Origin of the sequence: Luteimonas sp. TWI382 (assembly GCF_039674545.1) — a bacterium.
In the GTDB taxonomy this organism is placed as follows: Bacteria; Pseudomonadota; Gammaproteobacteria; order Xanthomonadales; family Xanthomonadaceae; genus Luteimonas.
The window spans coordinates 83,802-105,946 of the sequence record NZ_JBDJNS010000009.1 but is presented as its reverse complement, the minus strand read 5'-3'; the positions used below and the strand labels follow the sequence as shown (position 1 = coordinate 105,946).

At 69.6% G+C, this 22,145-nt stretch carries 23 protein-coding genes and 1 pseudogene; 11 read left to right on the top strand and 13 right to left on the bottom strand.

Annotated features, from left to right (window positions below):
• Positions 1-47 precede the first annotated feature (47 nt).
• The 4 genes from ABE505_RS08245 to argS all read right to left on the bottom strand — a co-directional run bounded on the left by ABE505_RS08245 (position 48) and on the right by argS (position 4,147).
• A complete protein-coding gene (locus ABE505_RS08245; RefSeq protein WP_346443574.1) occupies positions 48-800 on the bottom strand; it encodes an SDR family NAD(P)-dependent oxidoreductase in 753 nt (250 codons plus the stop codon).
• A gap of 75 nt (positions 801-875) precedes the next feature.
• Positions 876-1,643 carry a UPF0149 family protein gene (locus tag ABE505_RS08240; protein WP_346443576.1) on the bottom strand — a complete coding sequence of 256 codons (768 nt, stop codon included), beginning with the start codon at positions 1,641-1,643 and terminating at the stop codon, positions 876-878.
• Between the two features lie 15 nt (positions 1,644-1,658).
• Entirely contained in the window at positions 1,659-2,447 is a 789-nt protein-coding gene (locus ABE505_RS08235; RefSeq protein ID WP_346443577.1) for an SPOR domain-containing protein, read from the bottom strand.
• A complete protein-coding gene (gene argS / locus ABE505_RS08230) occupies positions 2,447-4,147 on the bottom strand; it encodes an arginine--tRNA ligase (RefSeq protein ID WP_346443578.1) in 1,701 nt (566 codons plus the stop codon). The genes ABE505_RS08235 and argS overlap by 1 nt, the downstream gene beginning before the upstream one ends.
• A 127-nt stretch (positions 4,148-4,274) precedes the next feature.
• Between argS and ABE505_RS08225 the strand changes: the two genes are divergently transcribed.
• Positions 4,275-5,027, top strand: a complete 753-nt coding sequence (locus tag ABE505_RS08225) for a TSUP family transporter (protein ID WP_346443684.1) — start codon at positions 4,275-4,277, stop codon at positions 5,025-5,027.
• 9 nt (positions 5,028-5,036) lie between these two features.
• Here ABE505_RS08225 and folE read toward each other — a convergent pair whose 3' ends face one another.
• Together folE and ABE505_RS08215 are read right to left on the bottom strand one after the other, a co-directional pair.
• Positions 5,037-5,645, bottom strand: coding sequence for a GTP cyclohydrolase I FolE (folE, locus tag ABE505_RS08220; RefSeq protein WP_346443580.1), 609 nt, complete (start codon positions 5,643-5,645; stop codon positions 5,037-5,039).
• Positions 5,646-5,706: 61 nt separating this feature from the next.
• Positions 5,707-6,084: a hypothetical protein gene (locus tag ABE505_RS08215; protein WP_346443581.1), complete on the bottom strand. Its 378-nt coding sequence runs from the start codon at positions 6,082-6,084 to the stop codon at positions 5,707-5,709.
• A gap of 270 nt (positions 6,085-6,354) precedes the next feature.
• Here ABE505_RS08215 and ABE505_RS08210 point away from each other — a divergent pair, with 270 nt between their 5' ends.
• A complete protein-coding gene (locus tag ABE505_RS08210) occupies positions 6,355-8,220 on the top strand; it encodes a DUF885 domain-containing protein (protein WP_346443582.1) in 1,866 nt (621 codons plus the stop codon).
• A 148-nt stretch (positions 8,221-8,368) separates the two neighbouring features.
• On the opposite strand, the gene ABE505_RS08205 is transcribed toward ABE505_RS08210, so the two are convergent.
• The gene (locus tag ABE505_RS08205) at positions 8,369-9,751 is read right to left on the bottom strand and encodes a serine hydrolase (protein ID WP_346443583.1); all 1,383 of its coding nucleotides are present in this window, start codon (positions 9,749-9,751) and stop codon (positions 8,369-8,371) included.
• Between the two features lie 91 nt (positions 9,752-9,842).
• On the opposite strand from ABE505_RS08205, the gene ABE505_RS08200 reads away from it, so the two are divergent.
• The 4 genes from ABE505_RS08200 to ABE505_RS08185 are packed head-to-tail and all read left to right on the top strand — an operon-like array spanning position 9,843 to position 13,035.
• The gene (locus ABE505_RS08200) at positions 9,843-10,304 is read left to right on the top strand and encodes an Rrf2 family transcriptional regulator (protein WP_346443584.1); all 462 of its coding nucleotides are present in this window, start codon (positions 9,843-9,845) and stop codon (positions 10,302-10,304) included.
• Positions 10,297-11,244, top strand: a complete 948-nt coding sequence (locus tag ABE505_RS08195; RefSeq protein WP_346443586.1) for an NAD(P)/FAD-dependent oxidoreductase — start codon at positions 10,297-10,299, stop codon at positions 11,242-11,244. The genes ABE505_RS08200 and ABE505_RS08195 overlap by 8 nt, the downstream gene beginning before the upstream one ends.
• Before the next feature lie 37 nt (positions 11,245-11,281).
• Entirely contained in the window at positions 11,282-11,851 is a 570-nt protein-coding gene (locus tag ABE505_RS08190) for a DUF1190 domain-containing protein (protein ID WP_346443587.1), read from the top strand.
• A 2-nt stretch (positions 11,852-11,853) separates the two neighbouring features.
• Entirely contained in the window at positions 11,854-13,035 is a 1,182-nt protein-coding gene (locus ABE505_RS08185) for a glutathionylspermidine synthase family protein (RefSeq protein ID WP_346443589.1), read from the top strand.
• Between the two features lie 9 nt (positions 13,036-13,044).
• Here the strand turns inward: ABE505_RS08185 and ABE505_RS08180 are convergent, their stop codons facing one another.
• Positions 13,045-13,383, bottom strand: a complete 339-nt coding sequence (locus ABE505_RS08180) for a type II toxin-antitoxin system RelE/ParE family toxin (protein ID WP_346443590.1) — start codon at positions 13,381-13,383, stop codon at positions 13,045-13,047.
• Positions 13,371-13,628, bottom strand: a complete 258-nt coding sequence (locus ABE505_RS08175) for a type II toxin-antitoxin system Phd/YefM family antitoxin (RefSeq protein ID WP_346443592.1) — start codon at positions 13,626-13,628, stop codon at positions 13,371-13,373. Before ABE505_RS08175 ends, ABE505_RS08180 begins: the two co-directional genes overlap by 13 nt.
• A gap of 172 nt (positions 13,629-13,800) precedes the next feature.
• Between ABE505_RS08175 and dbpA the strand changes: the two genes are divergently transcribed.
• On the top strand, positions 13,801-15,183 hold the full coding sequence (gene dbpA, locus ABE505_RS08170; RefSeq protein ID WP_346443593.1) for an ATP-dependent RNA helicase DbpA: 1,383 nt from the start codon (positions 13,801-13,803) through the stop codon (positions 15,181-15,183).
• 205 nt (positions 15,184-15,388) lie between these two features.
• Here the strand turns inward: dbpA and ABE505_RS08165 are convergent, their stop codons facing one another.
• A complete protein-coding gene (locus ABE505_RS08165) occupies positions 15,389-15,853 on the bottom strand; it encodes a peptidylprolyl isomerase (RefSeq protein WP_346443594.1) in 465 nt (154 codons plus the stop codon).
• A 329-nt stretch (positions 15,854-16,182) separates the two neighbouring features.
• Between ABE505_RS08165 and ABE505_RS08160 the strand changes: the two genes are divergently transcribed.
• Positions 16,183-16,650 carry a hypothetical protein gene (locus tag ABE505_RS08160; RefSeq protein ID WP_346443596.1) on the top strand — a complete coding sequence of 156 codons (468 nt, stop codon included), beginning with the start codon at positions 16,183-16,185 and terminating at the stop codon, positions 16,648-16,650.
• A 126-nt stretch (positions 16,651-16,776) separates the two neighbouring features.
• On the opposite strand, the gene ABE505_RS08155 is transcribed toward ABE505_RS08160, so the two are convergent.
• Positions 16,777-17,796 carry a PTS sugar transporter subunit IIC gene (locus ABE505_RS08155; protein WP_346443597.1) on the bottom strand — a complete coding sequence of 340 codons (1,020 nt, stop codon included), beginning with the start codon at positions 17,794-17,796 and terminating at the stop codon, positions 16,777-16,779.
• 279 nt (positions 17,797-18,075) lie between these two features.
• Here ABE505_RS08155 and ABE505_RS08150 point away from each other — a divergent pair.
• Positions 18,076-19,652, top strand: a pseudogene (locus ABE505_RS08150) (CocE/NonD family hydrolase).
• Between the two features lie 112 nt (positions 19,653-19,764).
• On the opposite strand, the gene ABE505_RS08145 reads toward ABE505_RS08150, so the two are convergent.
• A complete protein-coding gene (locus ABE505_RS08145) occupies positions 19,765-20,166 on the bottom strand; it encodes a barstar family protein (RefSeq protein ID WP_346443598.1) in 402 nt (133 codons plus the stop codon).
• 221 nt (positions 20,167-20,387) lie between these two features.
• Here ABE505_RS08145 and ABE505_RS08140 point away from each other — a divergent pair, with 221 nt between their 5' ends.
• Positions 20,388-20,849 carry a hypothetical protein gene (locus ABE505_RS08140; protein WP_346443599.1) on the top strand — a complete coding sequence of 154 codons (462 nt, stop codon included), beginning with the start codon at positions 20,388-20,390 and terminating at the stop codon, positions 20,847-20,849.
• Positions 20,850-21,413: 564 nt separating this feature from the next.
• Complete coding sequence (locus tag ABE505_RS08135) at positions 21,414-21,962, top strand: outer membrane beta-barrel protein (RefSeq protein WP_346443600.1); 549 nt, start codon at positions 21,414-21,416, stop codon at positions 21,960-21,962.
• A gap of 15 nt (positions 21,963-21,977) precedes the next feature.
• On the opposite strand, the gene ABE505_RS08130 is transcribed toward ABE505_RS08135, so the two are convergent.
• Positions 21,978-22,136: a hypothetical protein gene (locus ABE505_RS08130; protein ID WP_346443601.1), complete on the bottom strand. Its 159-nt coding sequence runs from the start codon at positions 22,134-22,136 to the stop codon at positions 21,978-21,980.
• Between the last annotated feature and the right edge of the window lie 9 nt (positions 22,137-22,145).

Here is a 22,145-nt window from a genome sequence, read left to right as displayed (position 1 = left end):
GGGCCGCCGGCGCACGAGGCGGCCGGGAATTCCGATGCACGCGGCGGTCAGCCGCCGCGATGGACCTGGAAACCGGCGAACGACTGGCTGACCGGCATGATCTCGAGCCGGTTGATGTTCAGATGCGGCGGCAGGTTGGCGACCCACCACAGCTGCTCGGCGATGTCCTCGGCGGTCATCGGCGTGGCGCCGCCGTAGAGCGTGTCGGAGGCGGCCTGGTCGCCGCCGGTGCGCACCAGCGTGAACTCGGTCTCGGCCATGCCCGGTTCGATCGAGGTCACGCGCACGCCGGTGCCGTGCAGATCGGACCGCAAGCCGAGCGAGAACTGGGTGACGAAGGCCTTGGTGCCGCCGTAGACGTTGCCGCCCGGATAGGGATAACTGCCGGCGATCGAACTGATGTTGAGGATCGCGCCGCGGCGTTCGATCAACGTCGGCAGCAACGCATGCGTCAGTGTGACGAGCGCGGTGACGTTGGTGTCGATCATCTGCGTCCACTGCGCGAGATCGGCGCGTTGCGCCGGCGCGGTGCCCAGCGCCAGCCCGGCGTTGTTGATCAGCACGTCGATGCCGCGGAAGGCGTCTGGCAGTGCGTCGAGCGCGGCGCGCATCGCGTCGGCATCGCGGATGTCGAATGCGGCCACGTGCAGGCGCTCGGTGCCGTGCGTGTCGATCAGCGCCTGCAGCCGCTCGGCGCGGCGGCCAGTGGCGATCACGCGCCAACCGCCCTGCAGGAAGCGGGCGACGGTCGCGGCGCCGAATCCCGAAGTCGCGCCGGTGACGAGAAGGGTGCGGGGCATGGGGCTCTCCCGGGCTTGCGCCTGTGCTGGCGCGAATGGGGGCGGGACGGATGCGGCATCGCGCCGCCCCGCCGATCAATGCAGCGTCGGCTTGCCGCAACAGGTCTTGTACTTGCGGCCGCTGCCGCAGGCGCACGGATCGTTGCGGCCGGGCACCTCGGCGCGCCGGGCCGGTTGCGGACGCCGATCGTGCAAGCGCTGCAGATACATGTCGTGGAGCATGTCGGGCAGGTCGTAGGCGAGGTCGAAGCGCTCCTCGAGCGAGAGCATGTCGCCCTCGGCCATCTCGGCCTCCTCGAGCTGGCTCGCATCGACGATCGCCAACCGGGCGATGACGCCCAGATCGTTCTCGATCGACTCGTGCTCCTGCATCCACTCAGACCACGCGTCTTCGTGTTCGGCGGCGGCGCGCAGGAACCCGGCGGCCCACGCGGCTGCGAACGGGAAGTCGGCCGGCACGCCGTCCAGTCCACCCGCGGCATCGCCTTCGGCCTGGCCATCTTCGGCCTCGGGCGGCAGACCGAGCATCGGCATCAGCGCCTCGTGGGCGACGCCCTCCTGCGGGTCCTGGCGCACGCGGTGCACGATCTCGTCGGCCAGCCGGGCGATCAGCGCCTCGGCCTCGCGGGTCTGGCGGGCATCGCGGCGCGCGACCTCGCCCATGCCCCAGACCAGCGGCAGCACGGTGTCCAGCGCGACTTCGACCGGGCCGACCGCGAACGCCGACAGGAAGCCGTCGAGCATTTCCAGGTTGCCCAGCCCAGTCTCCGGGTCGGTGCAGCGATCGAGCAACGTGTCCAGCCGGTCGAGCTCGGCATCGCTCAGGCGGGTGTCGTCAGCCATGGTCGGGTGCCTCCGTCACTGGGCCTTGATCGCCAGCGCCGGCAGCCCGCCGTTGCCGAGCTTCTGCTTGGCCTCGGCCAGCTCGGTGGCAGTGCCATAGGGCCCCATGCGCACGCGGTAGACCGTCTTGCCCTGCGCCTGGCCGGCTTCGACCCGGGCGCTCAGGCCCAGCAGCGCGATACGGGCCTTGAGCGCTTCGGCATCGCCCGAGGCGCTGAACGAACCGGCTTGCAGCAGGTAGCGGGCATCGCTGCCGGCGGCCGGTGTCGTCGATGCCGTGGGGGTTGGCCGGGCCGGTGTCGTCGCCGGGGCGGTCGCCGTTGCCGGCGTCTCGCTCAGCGGCGTCGGGCCGGTCCGGGCGCCGGCCAGGTCCGCAGCGTCGGGATGACGGCCCTGCAGCGCCTGCTGCTGCGCCTCGGCGCGTTGCCGGCGCTCGGTCTCGGCGCGCGCGCTGGCGGCCAGCTCGGCGTCGGACATCGGCACCTCCTGGTCGGGCAGCAGGGTGTAGAAGTCGTAGTCGGCGGCAGGCGCGGGCTGCGGCTGCGCGGTGCGCGGTCGCGGCGCCGGGGGTTCGGCCAGCGGCGCCGGTGCGTCCTCGTCGAGGGCGCCGGTCGCCGGCTGCGCGTCGGGATTGGGGCGCGGGCGGAAGAAGCCGTCTTCGGCGTCGGGCTTGAACAGCCGCGGCACCGCCAGCACCACGCCCAGCGCGAGCACCACGCCAATGATCATCCACGCCCAGCCGGGCAGGCCGCCGGAGCTGCCGCCGTTGCGTCGTGCCTGGGATTTTCCGCGTCTTGCTGCCATTACATCGCCTCCGGAGCCTGCACGCCCAGCAGCGCCAGGCCGTTGCGCAGCACCTGCCCTACGGCCGTCGCCAGCGCCAGCCGCGCGTCGCGCGTCGGGGCGTCGTCGACCAGGAACTGGTGATCGTTGTAGTACGTCTGGAAGGCCTGCGCCAACTCCAGCAGATAGGTCGCGATCAGGTGCGGCTCGAGCTGAACGCCGGCCGCGGCGACGATCTCGGGCCAGCGCGACAGATCGATCAGCACGTCGCGCAGCGCCGTGTCCGTCATGTCCGGCAACTGCGCCAGGCCGTGCTGCAGGTCGAAGGCCAGGCCGCGCTCGGCGAGCTGGCGCTGCAGGCCGCAGATGCGCGCATGCGAGAGCTGGACGTAGTAGACCGGGTTGTCGAGCGACTGGCTGCGCGCCAGGTCGATGTCGAACACCAGCTGCGAGTCGGGCTTGCGCGCGACCAGGAACCAGCGCGTGGCATCGCGCCCGGCCTCGTCGATCAGGTCGCGCAGCGTGAGATAGCTGCCGGCGCGCTTGGACAGCTTCACCTCCTCGCCGCCGCGCATCACCGTGACCATCTGGTGCAGCACGTATTCCGGCCAGCCGGCCGGGATGCCGGCATCGAGCGCCTGCAGGCCGGCGCGCACGCGTGCCAGCGAGCCGTGGTGGTCGGCGCCCAGTTCGGTGATCGCGCGCCGGTAGCCGCGCTGCCACTTGCTCAGGTGATAGGCGACGTCCGGCACGAAATAGGTGTAGCTGCCGTCGGACTTGCGCATCACGCGGTCTTTGTCGTCGCCGTAGTCGGTCGAGCGCAGCCACAGTGCGCCGCCGTCTTCGTAGGTGTGGCCATTGGCGACGAGCGCGCTCACGGTTTCCTCGACCTTGCCGTCGGCGTACAGCGACGACTCCAGGAAGTAGACGTCGAAGCTCACCCCGAACGCGGCCAGGTCGGCGTTCTGCTCGCGGCGCAGCCAGGCGACCGCGAACCGGCGGATCGCGTCGAGGTCGTCGGTATCCGCGGTGCCGGTCACGCATTGGCCTTCGACCTCGACCGTGGCGCCGTCCAGGCACGCGCGGGCGACATCGGCGATGTACTCGCCGTTGTAGGCATCGGCCGGCCAATCGGCATCGCCCGGCGCCAGGCCGCGTGCGCGCGCCTGCACCGAGCGGGCGAGGTTTTCGATCTGCACGCCGGCGTCGTTGTAGTAGAACTCGCGCTTGACGTTCCAGCCGTTGGCGTCGAGCACGCGCGCGATGCAGTCACCGATCACCGCGGCGCGGCCGTGGCCCACGTGCAGCGGACCGGTCGGGTTGGCCGACACGTACTCCACGCCGGCGGTCTGCGCCGCGCCGCTGTCGTTGCGGCCGTAGGCGTCGCCTTGCGCGTGTACCGCGACCAGTTGGTCGCGCCAGGCGCCCGGCGTCAGGCGGAAGTTGAGAAAACCCGGGCCTGCGATCTCGACCGAGGCGATCGCGTCATTGGCCGGCAGCGCATCGACCAGCGCCTGCGCGAGCGCGCGCGGGTTCGAGCGGGCCGGGCGTGCCAGCAGCATCGCCGCGTTCGTGGAGAAATCGCCATGGCTGCGGTCCTTCGGTCGTTCGACGACAAAGGCGGGCGTGGCGAGATCGGCGGGCAGTGTGCCGGCCTCGCGCAGGGCGGCGATGGCCCGCTCGACGAGCGGTTCGATGAGGGCGCGGGACGAAGAATTCACGGGCAAAGAGTGTCGCAGAGCACGGCCGGGCATTGTACGCGAGCCATCCTGAGCGGACCGGCGCGTGGAAGGCGTATGCTTGCGCGCCCGGTTCTCCAGGCCCCGCGTGGACGCGCTGTTTCCCGAACTGCTCTGGCTGGTATGCATCGCGTTCATGGCCGGATTGGTGGATGCGGCAGTGGGCGGCGGCGGATTGGTCCAGCTACCGGGTCTGTTCACAGCGTTGCCCCAGCACGCCCCGGCGGCGCTACTGGGCACCAACAAGTTCAGCTCGATCTTCGGAACTGCGGCGGCGGGCTGGCGCTATGCGCGTAACGTGCGGTTTCCCTGGATGCCGGTGCTGTGCGCCTCGGCGACCGCGTTCGTGTTTGCGTTCGCTGGCGCCACCGCAGTCAGCCTGCTCCCGCGCGATGCGGTCCGGCCGCTGATCCTGGTGCTGCTGGTGGCGATGCTGGCCTACACCCTGGTCAAGAAGGACTTCGGCGCGCTGCACCGCCCGCGCGAGGTCGGCCGCCGAGAACTGGCGCTGGCATTGGCGATGGGGGCTGCGATCGGGTTCTATGACGGCCTGTTCGGGCCGGGCACCGGCAGCTTCCTGATCTTCCTGTTCATCCGCTTCTTCGGGCTGGATTTCCTGCGCGCGACCGCCGCCTCGAAGATCGTCAATCTGGCGACCAACCTGGCGGCGCTGTCGTTCTTCATGCCGTCGGGCCACGTGCTGCTGGCGTTCGCGGTGCCGATGGCGGCGGCCAACGTCGGCGGGTCGGTGGTCGGCACGCGATTGGCGCTGCGCGGCGGGACGCCGCTGATCCGCAAGCTGTTCGTCGCGTTGGTGGTGGTGCTGATCGCGAAGATGGCCTGGGACACCTTCGCGAACTGATCGCCGGCGTCAGCGGCGGCCGCCGCCGACCTCGATGAACTGCAGGAATTCGGCGCGGGTGCGCGCATCGTCGCGGAAGCTGCCCAGCATCGTCGAGGTGATCATGCTGACCCCGCGCTTGTGCACACCGCGCGTGGTCATGCACTCATGCGCGCCTTCGACCACCACGCCCACGCCCAGCGGCGATAGCGCGCGCTGGATGCAGCCGGCGATCTGCGCGGTCATCTTCTCCTGCACCTGGAAACGCTTGGCGTAGGCCTCGACGACGCGCGCGAGCTTGCTGATGCCGACCACGCGACCCGACGGCAGGTAGCCGACATGCACCTTGCCGATGATCGGCGCCATGTGATGCTCGCAATGGCTCTCGTACTCGATGTCGCGCAGCACGATCATCTCGTCGTAGCCGGCGACTTCCTCGAATGTGCGTGCAAGATAGGCATCGGCGTCGATCGCGTAGCCGCTGAACCATTCGCCATAGGCGTCGACGACGCGGCGGGGGGTATCGAGCAGACCTTCGCGGGCCGGATCCTCGCCGGCCCAGCGCAGCAGCGTACGAACAGCGGTCTCGGCCTCGGCGCGGGGGACACCGTTGCGGGCATCGTCGTGGGAAGCGCTCATCGCGACTCTCGCGGAAAAGACGCTATGGTAGCGCGCCGCCGTTCGGCGCCACAGGGTGCGCTCAGGCGTTGCGATCGGCGCGCCGGGCCGCGTCCTGTCGGGATGCGGCGTCCATCGCACAGTGCTGCCAGGCCGCCTCGACCGCGCCGCGCGCTTCCACCCAGCCCAATCGCGAGGCGCCGCGCGTGGCGTTCCAGTCGCGCTCGAGTTGCGCGGCGACCGTTTCGAACTCCTCGCCGCGATGGCGACGCCAACTGCGCAGACCGAGCCGGTAGGCCGGCGCATAGTCGTCCCAGGTCCGCCCCACCGAGTAGTACGGCGCCTGTTGCAGTGAGGCCGCGAAGCGCTTGAGCGACGCATGGTCCACGTCGATCTCCGTAATCGACTCGCGCATCGGCTCGGGTGCTGGATGGGCGGCAGTGGCGGGATCGTGCTTCATCTGGGGCGTTTTCCGGATTACCGAGGGGGCAGGCATTGGGGAGCGGTGGACATGGGAGGCAACGCTATGCCCGTCTCCGTTCCCCAGCAGTGAAGCGCACGCGCTGCTCCGACGCGCGTGCAGCCTGCGTTCACGGAGCGGCGCTCGCAGGGCGCCTGCGGAAAAATCTGCACGCCTGCGGGTCCTGGGAACGGCTGCCATGACATTCCGCAGGGGCGCGGCGCTTGGCTGCCCCGCAGAATGCACGTCCGACCCTCAGGAGTTCAGCCCATGCGCGCCATCGCCGCCGGTTCCACGCTGGCCCTCGCCCTCTCTTTGGCGCTACCGCTGTCGCTATCGCCGTGGGTCGCCGTCGCATCCGTCTCCGACGTGGCAGCGCAGCAACCGGATGACGAATCGTCACGCCTCAACGCCTGGTTCGAAACCTACTACGAGACGGCTCTGCAGATGAGTCCGATCCAACTGAGCTCTCTCGGCCGCAAGGAACGCAATGACAGTCTCAACGACATGTCGGAGCAGGCCAATCGAGACCAGGTGGCTTGGTTGGAGGCTTCGGTTCGGGAAATGGAGGCGAACTTCGACTACGCCTCGCTCGATGCAGAGACCAGAGTGTCGTGGGACCTCTGGAAGCGCGGGTATGAAAGCATGCGCGATGGCATGGCGTTTTCCATGAACGGCTATGTGTTCCACCAGATGGGGGGAATGCACAGCGCGTTCCCGACATTCATGATCAACGTCCACAAAGCCGACGACGAGCAGAGCTACCAGGCCTACATCGCCCGGCTCAAGGCGGCGCCGGCGATGTTCGACCAACTGCTCGAGCGCGGTCGCGCCGCCTCCGCGCAGGGCATCCGCCCGCCGCGGTTCGCGTTCGAAGGCGTGATCGACCAGTCGCGCAAGGTGATCGCCGGGGCTCCGTTCGATGACGGCCCCGACAGCGCGCTGTGGGCCGATGCCCAGGCCAAGGCCGATGCGTTGGTCGAACGGGGCAAGCTGACCGCCGAACGCGCCGCGCAGCTCAAGGCCGAGGCGCGCGTGGCTCTGGTGGAGCAGCTCGAGCCGGCTTACGAGCGGATCATCGCGTGGAGCGAGCAGGAACGGCCCCGGGCGCTGGAGAACCCGTCCGGGGTTGGCACCACCCAGCCGAATGGCGCGGCGTACTACGCCTACCAGCTGCGCGAGAACACCACGACCGCGATGACCGCCGACGAGGTCCATCAGTTGGGCCTGGACGAGGTCGCGCGCCTCCGTGGCGAGATGGAGGCGCTCAAGACCCGCGTCGGCTTCGATGGCGACTTGCAGGCGTTCTTCACCTTCCTCGACACCGACAAGCGCTTCAAGTACCCCGACACCGATGCCGGCCGCCAGGCCTACATCGACGACGCGACCGCCGCGATCGACAACATTCGCCAGCACCTGCCCGAGTACTTCGGTCTGCTGCCCAAGGCCGGCCTGGAGGTGCGCCGCGTGGAGGCGTTCCGCGAGCAGCCCGGCGCGGCGCAGCACTACTACCCCGGCACGCCGGACGGGTCGCGCCCGGGCATCTACTACGCGCACCTGTCGGATATGAACGCGATGCCCAAGACCGAACTGGAGGTCATCGCCTATCACGAGGGCCTGCCGGGCCACCACATGCAGATCTCGATCGCCCAGGAGTTGCAGGGCGTGCCGACGTTCCGCACCCAGCAGTTCCACACCGCCTACACCGAGGGCTGGGGCCTGTACTCGGAGTGGCTGGCCAAGGAGATGCCGGGCACCTACCAGGACCCTTACTCGGAGTACGGCCGGTTGATGTCGGAGATGTGGCGTGCGATCCGGCTTGTCGTCGACACCGGCATGCACGCCAAGGGCTGGACGGAACAGCAGGCGGTCGACTACTTCCGACAGAACAGCTCGATCCCGCAGGCGGCGATCGAATCGGAAATCCGCCGCTACCTGATCATGCCCGGCCAGGCCACCGCCTATAAGGTCGGCATGATCCGCATCCAGGCGCTGCGCCGGAAGGCGGAGGCCGAACTGGGCGACCGCTTCGACATCCGCGGCTTCCACGATGCCGTGCTCGGCGGCGGTGCCCTGCCGCTGGACCTGCTCCAACAGCGCGTGGATCGCTGGATCGCCGAGAAGAAGGCCAGCTGAGCCGGCACCGACGCCGCTTTCCCCGCACAAAGGCGGCGTCTCCAGCGCACCTCCCCCGCCCGCGGGGGAGGTCGGCGCCGCAGGCGCCGGGTGGGGGCAAGCGCCCGATGATGCGATCGAATTCCGCCCAACGCGGGCGGCGACTCGCTCAGTCCACCGCGGCCAGTACCGCCGCCGCGAACGCGGCGATGTCGAAGCGCTGTCCGGTCGGGTCCTCGCCGCGGCGCACCAGCACGAGGTCTCGCGAAGGCACGACCAGGATGTACTGCCCACGGTTGCCGAACGCGGCGAACGTGTCGGCCGGCACGCCCGGCGAGCGCTGCAGCAGCCACAGCGTCGCGCCATAGCCGAACTCGCCCTCGGGCTGCGGGCCGGACGGCGTCGTCGCCTGCCGCACCCAGCCTTCCGGCAGCAGTCGACGTCCGTCGGCCACGCCGTCGTCCTTGAGCAATAGGCCGAAGCGGGCCAGGTCGCGCGCGGTCGACCAGACCTGGCTCGACAGCACGTAGCCGCCCTGCCAGTCGGTCTCGGCGAAGGTCCGCGTCATGCCCGTGGGCCAGAACAGGTCGGTATAGGGACGCGACAGCGCCCGTGCGTCGTCGCCGGTGGCCGCGCGCAGCGCATGCACCGCCAGCACGCTGTCGTTGTTGGCGTAGCGGAACCGCACGCCCGGCGGCGCGGCCAGCGGCCATCCGGGCGCGGCCTCGGCCACGGTCGCGCCGCCGAAGTACAGCGCATCGGTGCGATTGCCGGCGGTGTCGCTGTGCAGGCCGCTGGCCATGCGCAGCAACTGGTCGACGGTGATCGCCGCGCGCGGGTCGCCCGGGCGTTGCCATTCGGGCACCGGCGCCGGGCGCGCCGGATCAAGCGTGCCCTGGGCTGCGGCGACGCCGACCAGCGCGCCGGCCAGGCTCTTGGCGACCGACCACGTGCGCTGCGGCACGTGCGGGCCGAAGCCGTCGCGGTAGCGCTCGGCGACGATGCGCCCGCCCTGCACCACGACGACCGCGGTGGTGACGTGCCCCTCGCCGAACGCGGTGGCACCCAGTGCGCCGTCGAGTGCGGCCGACAGCGCGCGGTCGTCGCCGCGCAGTGGCGCAGTCGCGTCGCGCTCGCCCAGCGGCCAGGGCCGGGCGTCGAGCTCCGGTGCGGCGGCATCGAAGCGCGGCAGCGTCGCCACCGCGGCGGCGCCGGCCCCGATCGGCAACTGCGCGCAGCCCAGGTTCGGACGCCAGGCGGCGATACGCGGCGGCAGCGACGGGTCGAATGCGACCGAGACCGTCTGCGCGTCGCGGTCGACCACGGCGGTCAGCGCATCTACCTGCGCCTGGTATTCGGGATAGATGCCGCGCAGTTCGACCGCGTCCACTTGCGCAGGCGTGCGGCCGCCACCCAGATGCGCGCTGCACAGCGTCAGCGCCTTGTAGCCCGCCGCGACCGCGCGCGCATGCGCCTCGGGGGCCGGCGGCGGCACGGTCTGCGCGAGCGCGGGTGCGGCGGCGAACAGGAGAACGAGCAACAGCTTGCGCATCGGCGGCATTCCGAAGACAGGACGCCGCAGTCTAGGCGGCGCCGCCAGCCTTGGCTTGCTGCCCTCGGCATAATGTAATATTTTGAGTTACATGAAACCTGACAGCCGCCTGTCCTCCGTCCTGCACGTCTTGCTGCACATGGCCCAGCACGACGGCCCGCTGACCTCCGAGACCCTGGCGCGCGCGCTGGGCACGAACCCCGTGGTGGTCCGCCGTACGCTCGCCAGCCTGCGCGAGCGCGGTTACGTCGCTTCGGCCAAGGGGCCGGGCGGCGGCTGGACCCTGGGCTGCGACCTGCGCACGGTGACGTTGCTCGACATCTATCGCGCGGTCGGCGAACCGACCGTGTTCGCGATGGGCCATCGGCTGGCGCAGCCCGCGTGCCTGGTCGAGCAGGCCGTCAACGAGGCGCTCGACGTCGCCTTTCGCGATGCCGAGGCGCTGTTGATCGCGCGCCTGGGCGAGGTGACCTTGGCCGAACTGGCCGCCTCGTTCGCGCGGCGCATGCCGCATGTCCCGACCGTCCCCTGCGAGCGCCCCGACCATGCCTGACCCCATCGCGTCCTTCGATGCCGTCGTCGTCGGCGGCAGCTATGCCGGCCTATCGGCTGCGATGCAGCTCGCCCGCGCGCGCCAGCGCGTGCTCATCATCGACGCCGGCCAGCGGCGCAACCGCTTTGCGTCCGCCTCGCACGGGCTGATCGGCCAGGACGGCCGCGCGCCGGACGCGATCGCCGCCGACGCCCGCGCCCAGGTGCTGGCCTATCCGAATGTCACCTGGCGACAGGCGACCGCGGTGCGCGCCGATGGCGGCATCGGCCTGTTCGCGGTCGAGGACGAGGCCGGCCAGCGCGTGCAGGCCCGCCGGCTGGTGCTGGCAACGGGCGTGGTCGACACCCTGCCGCCGATCGACGGCCTGCAGGCACGCTGGGGGCGCAGCGTGTTCCATTGTCCGTACTGCCACGGCTACGAGCTCGACCGCGGCCGCATCGGCGTGATCGCCGTCGGCGAGGTCTCGATGCACCATGCCCTGATGCTGCCCGACTGGGGCGCGGTGACGTTCTTTCTCGATGGGCGCTTCGTGCCCGACGATACCCAGCGCGCCGCGCTTGCTGCGCGTGGCGTGCGGATCGAGCCGGCGCGGATCGCCGCGGTGGCCGGAGACGCGGATGTCGTGCTCGACGACGGCCGGCTGATCGCATGCGACGGGCTGTTCGTCGCCAGCCGCACCCACGTCGCCAGCCCGCTGGCCGAGCAGCTCGGCTGTGCCTTCGAAGATGGGCCGCTGGGCGCCTTCGTGCGCACCGATGCGATGCAGGCCACCTCGGTGCCCGGCGTCTTCGCCTGCGGCGACGCTGCGCGCGCCGCGCACAGTGTTGCGCTGGCGATCGGCGATGGCGCGATGCCGGCGCCGCGACCCATCGCAGCCTGCTGTTCGACTGAACCAGCGGGCCTGGCGCTTTGCCCGTGCAGCGCGCACGCGGCATCATGACAGGCTGGAACCCGCCCACACGACGAGACCCGTGCGCATGAAGCGATCGAAGACGACGGCCCTGCTGCTGATGGGCGCCGCCCCCCTGCTGTTCACCGCCTGCCAGCGCGAGCAGCCGGTGCAGATGCAGGAAGGCCTGTTCACCTCGGTCGAGCGCTGCACCGAAGCCACCGGCGATGCCTCCAACTGCCGCGTCGCGTTCGAGCAGGCCCGCCAGCAGGCCGCCGATGCGGCCCCGCAGTACGGCAGCCGCGAAGCCTGCGCGCGCGACTATCCGGCCGAGGATTGCGTGGAGCAGCGCACGACGGCCGGGCACTCGTTCATCGGACCGATGATGGCGGGCTTCTTCCTGTCGCAGATGATGAGCGGCAACCGCGCCGGGCTCGCCCAGCAGCCCGCCGCGGGCCAGGCACGCGGCGCCGCCCCCGGTCGGCCGCAGGCCACCCCGGCCTGGCGCAGCAACACCGACGGCTGGTTGCGGCCGTCCGGTGCGACGGCTGCCGGCCGCGCCGGCCTGACGCCGGTCGCCGCCACCCCGGATCGCGCGATGACCGCGCAGCGCGGCGGCTTCGGCGCCTCGGGACGCGGTCGCAGCAGCGGCGGCTGAGCGTGCGGCGGATTCCGATCGTCGAGCGCGGCGACTGGCGCGCACGCGCTGCCGAAAGCGGTTTCCGCTTCCACACCATCGACGGCACCCGCTACTGGGACGAACGCGCCTACTACGCGTTCACCCTGCGCCAGATTGAGGACGACCTCGAGGACCCGAGCGCCGAGCTGCACGCGATGGCGCTCGACCTGGTCGATGAGATCGCCGGCAGCGATGCGCTGATGCAGCGCCTGGCGATTCCTGCGCCGTTCCGCGACTGGGTCGCCGAAAGTTGGCGCCGCCGCGACGGTCATCTCTACGGGCGTCTGGACTTCGCCTACGACGGCCGGGGCCCGGCCAAGCTCTACGAACTCAACTACGACACCCCGACCTCGCTGTTCGAAGCCGCGTTCTTCCAGTGGCAGTGGCTGGAGGACCAGCGCGAGACCGGCCGTCTGCCGGCCGAGGCCGACCAGTTCAATTCGATCCACGAGGCGCTGGTCGAGCGCTTCGGTGTGTTGTCGATGCACCTGCCGCCGCCGCTGCTGTTCGCCGCCTCGCGCGATTCCGAGGAAGACCAGGGCACGGTCGACTATCTGCGCGATTGCGCCGCCCAGGCCGGCCTGCATGGCGCGCCGATCGCGATCGAGGATGTCGGGCTGTCGGACGACGGCCGCTTCACCGACCTCGACGACACCGTGATCGGCACGCTGTTCAAGCTCTACCCGCTCGAAGACCTATTCGCCGAGGACTTCGGCCGCGCGCTGCCCGGCTCGGGCCTGCGCCTGCTCGAACCGCCGTGGAAGGCACTGCTCAGCAACAAGGGCATCCTGCCGCTGCTGTGGGAGCGCCACCCGGGCCATCCCAACCTGTTGGCCGCAGCGTTCGACGACGGCGGCGCGCTGCCGGCCGGCTGGGTGCGCAAGCCGCTGCATTCGCGCGAAGGCGCGAACGTCGCCATGCATCTGCCCGACGGCCGCTGGCTCGAGAGCGAAGGCCCCTATGCCGGCCCCTGCATCCGCCAAGCGCTGCACCCGCTGCCGCAGTTCGACGGCCGCTATCCGCTGGTCGGCAGTTGGGTGGTCGGCGATGTCGCCTGCGGCATCGGCATCCGCGAGGACGACGGCCCGATCACCCGCGACAGCGCCCGCTTCGTGCCGCACGCGATCGTCGAGGACGGCGCGCAGACCACGCTGTACGCCTGAGCGGGCGGATCAATCGCAATCGCGGGGGCGATTCCCGGCCGTGCGTGCGCGAACACCGAGACGTTCGATGCGCAGCAGGCGCTCGAAACGCATGACGTGGACGATGAGCACGCGTGGGCCCTCGTGCCGATAGAAGACACGGCACGGCGGTTCAACGATCTCTCGGTAGCGCGAGCCGGGCAACTCGGGAGGGCGGCGACCGCTGGCCGGATGATCGGCGAGTCGCTCGACGTGGACGAATACGCTCGCCACGAACGCCGCCGCAGCCCGCGGGTTTTCGATCGCGATGTAGTCGGCGATGGCGTCCAGGTCCGCGATCGCCGGCTCCGACCAGACTACTTCAGCCATCGAGCCAGACGTGCCTTGGCCTGGTCCTGGCTTGCAACGCGGCCTTCGGCGATCGCCTGTTCGCCACGTGCGATGCCTTCGAGAATCGACATGCGTTGCTGCATGCGCTCGTAACTCTCCACATCCACCAGATAGGCGCTGGGCAGACCATGCTGCGTGATGAGGATCGGCTGCCTGTCCCGTTCGATGTCGGACAGCAATTCGGTGGCCTGGCGCTTGAGCGTCGTGACGAGTTCGGTGCGCATGAGAGTGACACTAAAGTATCACTAACGCGAGCGCAAGCGGCATGCGCCTGAGCATGGGTGGCCTTGAAGCACCAGGCAGGATTGGGTGCATAGCCGCGTGCGGCCATTGTCGTGACGCTTCGCCCGCGACGCCGATGCCACGCACACGGCCCGCGCCTGCGATCATGTGCGCATGACCGAGCCCACCGCGTTTTCCACTCTCCCGCTGTCGCCCGCCCTGCTGCAGGGCGTCGCCGCCCTCGGCTACACGGTGATGACGCCGATCCAGGCGCAGGCGTTGCCGGCCATCCTCGCCGGCCACGACACCATCGCGCAGGCGCCCACCGGCAGCGGCAAGACCGCGGCCTTCGGGCTCGGCCTGCTGCAGCGGCTCGATCCGGCGCGCGTGGAAACGCAGGCGCTGGTGCTGTGCCCCACGCGCGAGCTCGCCGACCAGGTCGCGCGCCAGCTGCGCCGGCTCGCGGTCGGCATTCCGAACCTCAAGGTCTCGGTGCTGTGCGGCGGCATTCCGCTGGGTCCGCAGCTCGCGTCGTTGACCCACGATCCGCATATCGTCGTCGGCACCCCCGGACGCATCCAGGAACTGACCAAGAAGAAGGCGTTGCACCTGCGGCATGTACGCACGCTGGTGCTCGACGAAGCCGACCGCATGCTCGACATGGGCTTCGAAGAACCGATCCGCGACATCGTCGGACGCACGCCCAAGACCCGCCAGGGCCTGCTGTTCTCGGCCACGTTTCCCGACGACATCCGCGCGCTGGGTGCGGCGATGCTGCACGATCCGGTCAGCATCGGCATCGGCGGCGACACCGAGGCCCCGGCCATCGATCAACGCTGCTTCGAGGTCGAACCCGCGCGCCGCGCGCCGCTGTTGGCCGCCCTGCTGCTGCGCTATCGGCCCGAGTCGGCGGTGGTGTTCTGCAACACTCGCGCCGACGTGGTCGAGGTCGCCGGCTCGCTGGCACATTACGGCTTCGCGGCGCTTGCGCTGCACGGTGACATGGAGCAGCGCGACCGCGACGAAGTGCTGCTGCAGTTCGCCAACCGCAGTTGCGCCGTGCTGGTCGCCAGCGACGTCGCCGCGCGCGGGCTCGATGTCGAGGACCTCGCAGCGGTCGTCAACTTCGAACTGCCGCACGACCCCGATACCTACGTGCACCGCATCGGCCGCACCGGCCGCGCCGGTCGCACCGGGTTGGCGTTGAACCTGGTGACGCCACGGGAGTTGCCGCGCACGACGGCGATCGAGGCGCACCTGGGCCAGCCGATGCGCTGGGAGACGCTGATGCCGTTGTCCGGCAAGGCGACGAACGTGCCGCCCGCGGCGATGGCCACGCTGCGCATCGACGCCGGCCGCAGCGACAAGCTGCGCCCCGGCGACATCGTCGGCGCGCTGACCGGCGAGGCCGGTCTGCACAAGGAGGCGATCGGCAAGATCGACGTATTCGCGACCCGCAGCTATGTCGCGATCGCACGCGGCCAGGCCGCACAGGCGCTCGCGCGGCTGCGCGAAGGCAAGATCAAGGGAAGGCGGTTCCGGATCGCGCGGCTCTGACACCACCGCGCGTCGAATGCACCGCGGCGGACGCGCTCAGCGCCCGCGCCAGCGCGCCCACACCGCGCGAACGGCCGCGTAGACCACGCCGATCGCCAGGCCAAGGCCGATCCATTGCAGCAACGTCATTGCGAAGATCTCCTCGGGCCGAGGGACGGACGGACCGGCGCGCGCCACGACGGCGCGGCCGGGGTACAACGCGGTATCAGCCCTGCACGCGGCCGACGTTCTTCTCGTCCTCGGTGGCCTCGCGGACCTCGGCCACTTCGACGGCGAAGTGCAGCGTCTGGCCGGCCAGGGGATGGTTGCCGTCGATGCGCACCTGCGTGTCGGTCACGTCCACCACGGTCACCAGCACCGCGCCCTGGCCGCCCTGTGCCTGGAACTGCATGCCCGGCTCGACGGTATCCACGCCCTGGAAGGCTTCGCGCGGCAGCACCTGCACCAGTGCGTCGTTGCGCTCGCCGTAGGCCTCCTGCGGCGGCACATCGACGGTCAGCGAGTCGCCGACCTTGCGGCCCGCCAACGCCTTCTCCAGGCCGGGGATGATGTTGCCGGCGCCGTGGAAGTAGCGCAGCGGCTGATCGGCGGGCGACTTGTCGAGCACCTGCCCGGCATCGTTGGTCAGGGTGTAGTGGATGCTGGCAACGCGTGCAGCGGCGATCTCCATGAGGATCTCCTTGAGATTCGAATAAAAGGGGGAGGCGTGGCGGAAGACGAAACGACACCGGACGACACACGGTGTGGATGACCACCTCGCCACCCTACCGGGCGGGCTGGCCGCACGCAAACCGGCGCGCGCGCTGCGATGCGCCTGGACAGTGCTGTTCGGCCACGCCTGCGCCGTCGTGGCGCGGTCGGGAATGGATGACGCCACAATGAACCGGCGCGCGCGCCCCTAGGGCGAACCCCAGATCCTGGCCGCAACCGCCGCGATTACGTTGTCCGCCATCCACTGCGCTTGCACGCGGTGCCCCTTTTCCGATCAGGAGAAACGACATGACCGATGGCGCTTCTGGCGTTTCGGGTGGTTCTGGCGCAGCAGATGCCGCCAACGATGCCGCGCAGTCCGCGGCCAACGATGCCGCCGCCAGCGCCGTCGAATCGATGGGCCCGGCTTCGGCCGAGGCGGTGAGCTCGGCCGAGGCCGCTGCGGAGGCTGCGAAGGTGGGCGATGCCTGCACCGCCGAGGCCGCCCTGTCGCGCGCCGAAGCGGCGGCATCGCAGACCGCGCAGGCGGCGCAGTCCGTGGCCGACATCGCCTCCCAGACCCCCACCCAGGTGACCGAAGCGGCCGCAGCCCTTGCGGCCGAAGACGCGCAGAACGCCGCCGCCGCCGTCGATGCCGCGCGTCAGGCGGTCGAGAGCATGCGCGAAGAGCTCGGCGTCAGCGGCTGCATCTCTCAGGCCCCCACCGCGCCGACCCAGGGCTTGGCCCTGAACACCATCGAGCAACTCTGGGCCTAAAAACCGGGGTCAGAGTCGCCTTTAAGACCGGGGTCAGGCTCGCTTTTCCCTCAGCCAAACAGAAGCTGCGACATCACTGCGGGAAAAGCGACCCTGACCCCCGCACGCTGACCCGGCATAGTGCGGTCAGAGTTTTGCGTCGACCTTGAGGTCGCCGGGCTGGATCCAGCCGCGGCGGCGCATCGGCGCGGCGATGGCCAGCGTCAGCAGGGCGGGCGCCAGGAAATGCAACAGGCCGATCGACAGCCACACCGACGGTGCGTTCCCCATCGCCGCCAGTGTGCCGACCTGACCGACGAAGCCACTGGTGCCCATGCCCGAGCCCGTCGGCACGTTCTGCATGCCGAAGCCCAGCGTCGCGACGGGGCCGAGGATCGCGCCGGCCAGCGTCGGCGGGATCCAGATCCGCGGATTGCGCACGATGTTGGGCAGTTGCAGCATGCTCGTGCCCAGGCCCTGGCTGAGTAGCCCGGACGTGCCGTTCTCGCGCCAGCTCATGACCGCGAAGCCGACCATCTGCGCCGCGCAGCCTGCGGTCGCCGCGCCGCCGGCCAGGCCACCCAGGCCCAGCGAGATCGCCAGCGCCGCGCTCGAGGTCGGGCCGGTCAGGATCATCCCCATCGTCACCGCGATCAGCACGCTCATCAGCAACGGCTGCAGCGTCATCGCCCACTCGATGGTCTGCCCGGTCACCGCCAGCACGTTGCCGATCACCGGCGCCAGCGCGTGTGCGGTGGCGAAGCCGGCGACCAGGGCCGCGGCCGGCGTTGCGATGATGTCGATCGGCGTGGTGCGGCTGACCAGCTTGCCGATCTCGGTTCCCACCGCGACCGCGACGAAGCAGCCGACCGGCCCACCGAGCTTGGCGCCCAGCAGGCCCGTCGCGGCGCTGGCGAAGATCACGATCGGTGGGCCCTTCAATCCGTAGGCCACCGCCACGCCGATCGCGGCCCCCATTGCCTGCTGCGCCATCGTGCCGGCGTCGATCAGCCAGGCCTGTGCGGTCCAGCCGCCGACGGTCTTGAGGATCAACCCGATCACCAGCGAGCCGAACAGGCCCAGCGTCATTGCGTTGAGCGCCTCGATGCCGTAGCGCCGCAGCGAGAACTCGATGTCGCGCGCGCGCAGGAAAGAGGTCAGGGACATGGTCGTGCCGGTACGGGGGAGCGGGACGGCCTGGACGGACCGTGCGGATCAAACGAGCGCGCAAGGATAGCGGCTCGGCGACCCCGGCCGTCCGATACGGGCGTGCGGCCCCGGGCATGGGCGATGGCGCCCTGGCGCCGACCGTGCGCGACAGGCCGCCGACGATCCTGATCCACATCTCCATACTTGATGGTATGGTCGAGTTGCTCACCTCCCCCGCGGCGGGCCTTTGGATGTCGGTCGGACCCGCCGGTCCGGCGCCTACTGGAGGACCGTTGCATGAGCCGCTCACTGATCCGCTGGCTTGCGCTGTGCGTGTTGCTGGCTGTCTGCACCGCTGCCTCGGCCGCGGGATTCAACAAGACCTACGAACGCATCCCCAGCTGGGACGGCACGCAGCTGGGCGCCCTGGTGCTGGTGCCGCGCGGGCACGGCCCCGGCCCGTTTCCGCTGATCGTGATGCCGGCCAGCTGGTCGCTCCCGAATCTGGAATACGTCGGCCGCGCCGCACAACTGGCGAATGATGGCTACGTGGTGGTGAGCTACACCTCGCGCGGCTTCTGGGATTCGGCCGGCCGGATCGATATCGCCGGACCGCCGACGGTCGAGGACGTCAGCGCGGTGATCGACTGGGCCTTGACGCATACACCGGCCAACTCGGACGCGATCGGTGCGTCCGGCATCTCGTATGGCGCTGGCGTCAGTTTGCTGGCGGCGGCGCGCGACCCGCGGATTCGCGCGGTCGCGGCGCTGAGCGGCTGGGCCGACCTGGAGGCCTCGCTCTACGCGAACCGCACGGTCAGCCGACAGGGCGTCGCCCTGCTGGTGGGCGCGGGCGCGTTGACCGGCCGGCCCGGTCAGGAGCTGGCGGCGATCACCGCCCGGGTCGCCCTCGGCGACTACGACGGCGCGGTCGAGGGCTTCCTGCCGCAAGCGGCCAGCCGCGGCGCGGTGCACGAGGTCGACGAGATCAACCGCAACGGCACCGCCGTGCTGATCGCCAACGCGTTCAACGACAGCCTGTTCCCGCCCAATCAGTCCGTGGACTTCTACCAACGGCTGCGTGGCCCCGGCAGTTGCTGCTCAGCCAGGGCGACCATGCGACCGCCGAACTGCCGGGCGCGTTGGGCCTGCCGAACACGGTGTACGAGGCCACCACCCGCTGGTTCGACCGTCACCTCAAAGGTCGGGACCCGGATGCGTCCGAGCCGGCGGTGCGGCTTGCCACGCTCGACGGCCAATGGCTCGCCTACGCGGACTGGGACGCCGTCCAGGCGGACCAGGTGACGTACGGACTGACCCGCCCGTCCGGCCTAGTGCAGGCGACCGGCACCCTGGCCGCACGCGACGCCACCGGCTGGAACCACCGCATCGCCACCGGCGTGCCGACCGTCGCCGAGGCCGGTCCGGTGCTGATCGGCGGCCTGTTGCAAGGCTTCGGTGTGCCCGTGGTCACCTCGATGCCGCTGGTCTCGCGGCTGGGTGCCGCTGTCTGGGCGGGGCCGGTCTACCCGAACGGGCGCATCCTGGCTGGCGCGCCGACACTGCGGATCACCGTGGTGCCCGACCGCCGCGAGGTTTCGCTGTTCGCCTATCTGTACAGCGTCGACGCGCTGGGCATGGGCCAACTGCTCACGCACAAGCCCTACAGCCTGCGCGACGCGGTGCCCGGCCAGCCCCGGACGCTGGACATCGCGTTGGAGGCCACAGCCGCGAAGATCCCCGCGGGTCGCAGGCTGGTGCTGGTCGTGGACACACTCGACCTGCGCTATGCCGATGCCACCGCGCCGGGGCGCGCACTCACGTTCGCCTCGCCGCGCGAAGCGCCGTCGCAGCTGCGCGTGCCGCTGCACTGAGCCACGGCCGACGCGGCGCGCAGGGCGCCGGTGCAACAGGACCGGCGCCATGCGCGCGCATCGCGCGGCCCGTCCGCCGGGCGAGTGGTGTGCCCGGTGGGCAGGGCCAAAGTCAGCGCACAACCAGCTCGATGTTCGGATGGCTGGCCAGAATCTCGAGCACGATCTCGAAATACGTCTGTCCGGTGCCGGCCTCCAGCGCATCGAGCTGGCGCTGCACATGCGCCACGTTGAAGCGCTCGGGCTGATCGAGCTTGGCCTGCAGGAAGCGGCGCGTCGTCTCCACGCCCAGGTCCTGCCGGTTCTTCTCGAACGCTGTCCACACCAGCGTGACCGGCGCATCGCCGTCGAGCGCGCCGTATCCGCCATAGAGCATATCGTCGAGTGCATCCAGGCTCGGCCCGAGCGTCCAGTCGACCTCCGCCATGAAGACGCGGTTGATCTCGTCGTAGAACGACGCGATGTCGTGGATCCGGCTACCGTCGAGCAGCAGCGATTTGGGCGCGGTGGGCAAGGCGGTCGGCATCGAGTTCGGGCAGAGACGAGCCTGATGGAAGCGAGTGGAAAAGTGAACCTGCCGAGGGCTTAGGGATCGATCCTGCTGTCCTGGCAACCAGAGGGGTCAGCTGGCACAGTGGCAGCCGGACGAGGCGCAGTGTGGCCGTCTTCGAACGAGCTGCGCGGCCTTCGTCCAATCGATTACAGCTTTGGATTCATTCCCGCCCGAGGATAGGCATGAGATACGTACTCATCATTTTCCTTGCTGTGCTCGCTCCATCCACGGGTTTCGCAGGGTTCCCCTTCGAGGCCACGCTCGAAGAAATGAGTCAGAGCGCTGATCACATCTTGATTGGCCGCGTCACCGGCGTCGACATGATCGACGAATACGGTCAGCCTGTTCTGGACCGAGCGGCGAGGACTGGTCCTGGGATGACAAATACCATCAGACTTGTGATTGCGGTCGACGAGGTGCTCGTCACGAACGCAGCGACAGTCCCCAAAGTGCTGTCCGTGCCGCTTGCAAGCCACTTGCACTACAGTCTCGGACAAGTGGCGGATGCGCATGAGGGCGATACCGCCGTGCGCCTGTTGCTGCTTCAAGGGGACGGGTTTGTCGGGATAAAACCAGGCGTGTTCATGCGTTCGATACGTGACAGGGACGAAGCGCTTCGCCTTTATAGCGCTGCACATCCATAGGGCCTGATCTGAAGTTCCTTTCGACTGTGGGCTCCCTCAGGTCTCGACTGAATGGATGCATTGCTCGGAACATGCAGGTATCTCAGGCCACTGCGGGTACGTGGTTGGGACATGCTTGATGGCGCATCAATTTTTCGAATCTCGGGTTCTCCAAGGCGTCCTTTGGCTTGTGCTCGTTGGGAGCATTGCTGGCGCGCTGTGGTGCTCCAATCTGTTCGTGTTTCACTACTGGGCCGCGTACGCGCCGCCCGGCGATACAGAGCGTCACCTCCACTGGGCCAAGGTGTCCGTGGCGGCGGCTGCGTTTTTTTGCCATGACGTTGCTGTCCGCGGGCGGGATTGCCGCCATTCGTAGGCACCACAGGCCGCATGCTGGTTAGGTCGTGCACCCGCGGGTGACCGCAGCGGCTTGAGGCTGGCGATCTTGGAGGTGCTGATACGGCGCGCGGGTCAAGGTGGGCGTCAGTCGAGCCCACTCTCGAATTAACGAAATATTGACATCGCCGTAGCCCGGTCCCACAGTGCGCGCGCCCGGATGGGCATCCACTTTCTGGAAGGACCTGAATGAAGCACACCCTGATTCTTGCCGCCGCCATCGCGTTGGCCGGCGCCTCGACGCACGCCGCCGCCAGCGGCGCCTTCATCCGCGCCGAGGTCGGCAGCGCGGACACCGAGGCCCGCTATGGCGGTCTGCGCGAAAGCGACTCGGACACCTCGGCGTTGTTCGGCGGCGGCTATTGGTTCACGCCGAACATCGCCGTCGAAGGCCATGCGGGCACGCTGTACACCGAAGACCTGGGCTACGACACCGATTTCGATCTGGTGACGTTTGGTGTGGGCGTGGCGCTGAAGCACAACTTCGGCGCAGATGGCACCGGCTTCTTCGTTGGCGCGCGCGCGGGCGTGGCGCGCATGGTCGCGCAGATCCGCGAGGACACATTCGATGTCGTCGACGACGAGGGTTCGACCAAGCCGTACTACGGCGCGACGCTCGGCTACGACATCAACCGCCGCTGGGGCCTGAGCCTGAACTACACGCGCCATCGCGGCGAGTTTTCGGGGATCGAGGTCGACGTGGAGAACGTGACCGTGGGCGGCGAGTTCCGCTTCTAAGCCATCGATAGCGCGTCATCGCGGCGGCAGGTCCGGCATCGGGCCTGCCGTCGTCGTTTCGGGCGACCGCCGCCGGCCACCGCGGATCATCAGCAGCATGTCGTTGGCGGTGCTCTGCGGCGCGACCTGCATGTGGAACGGGCGGTCGTGAATGCCTTGCAACCATGTGACCACTGCTTCAGC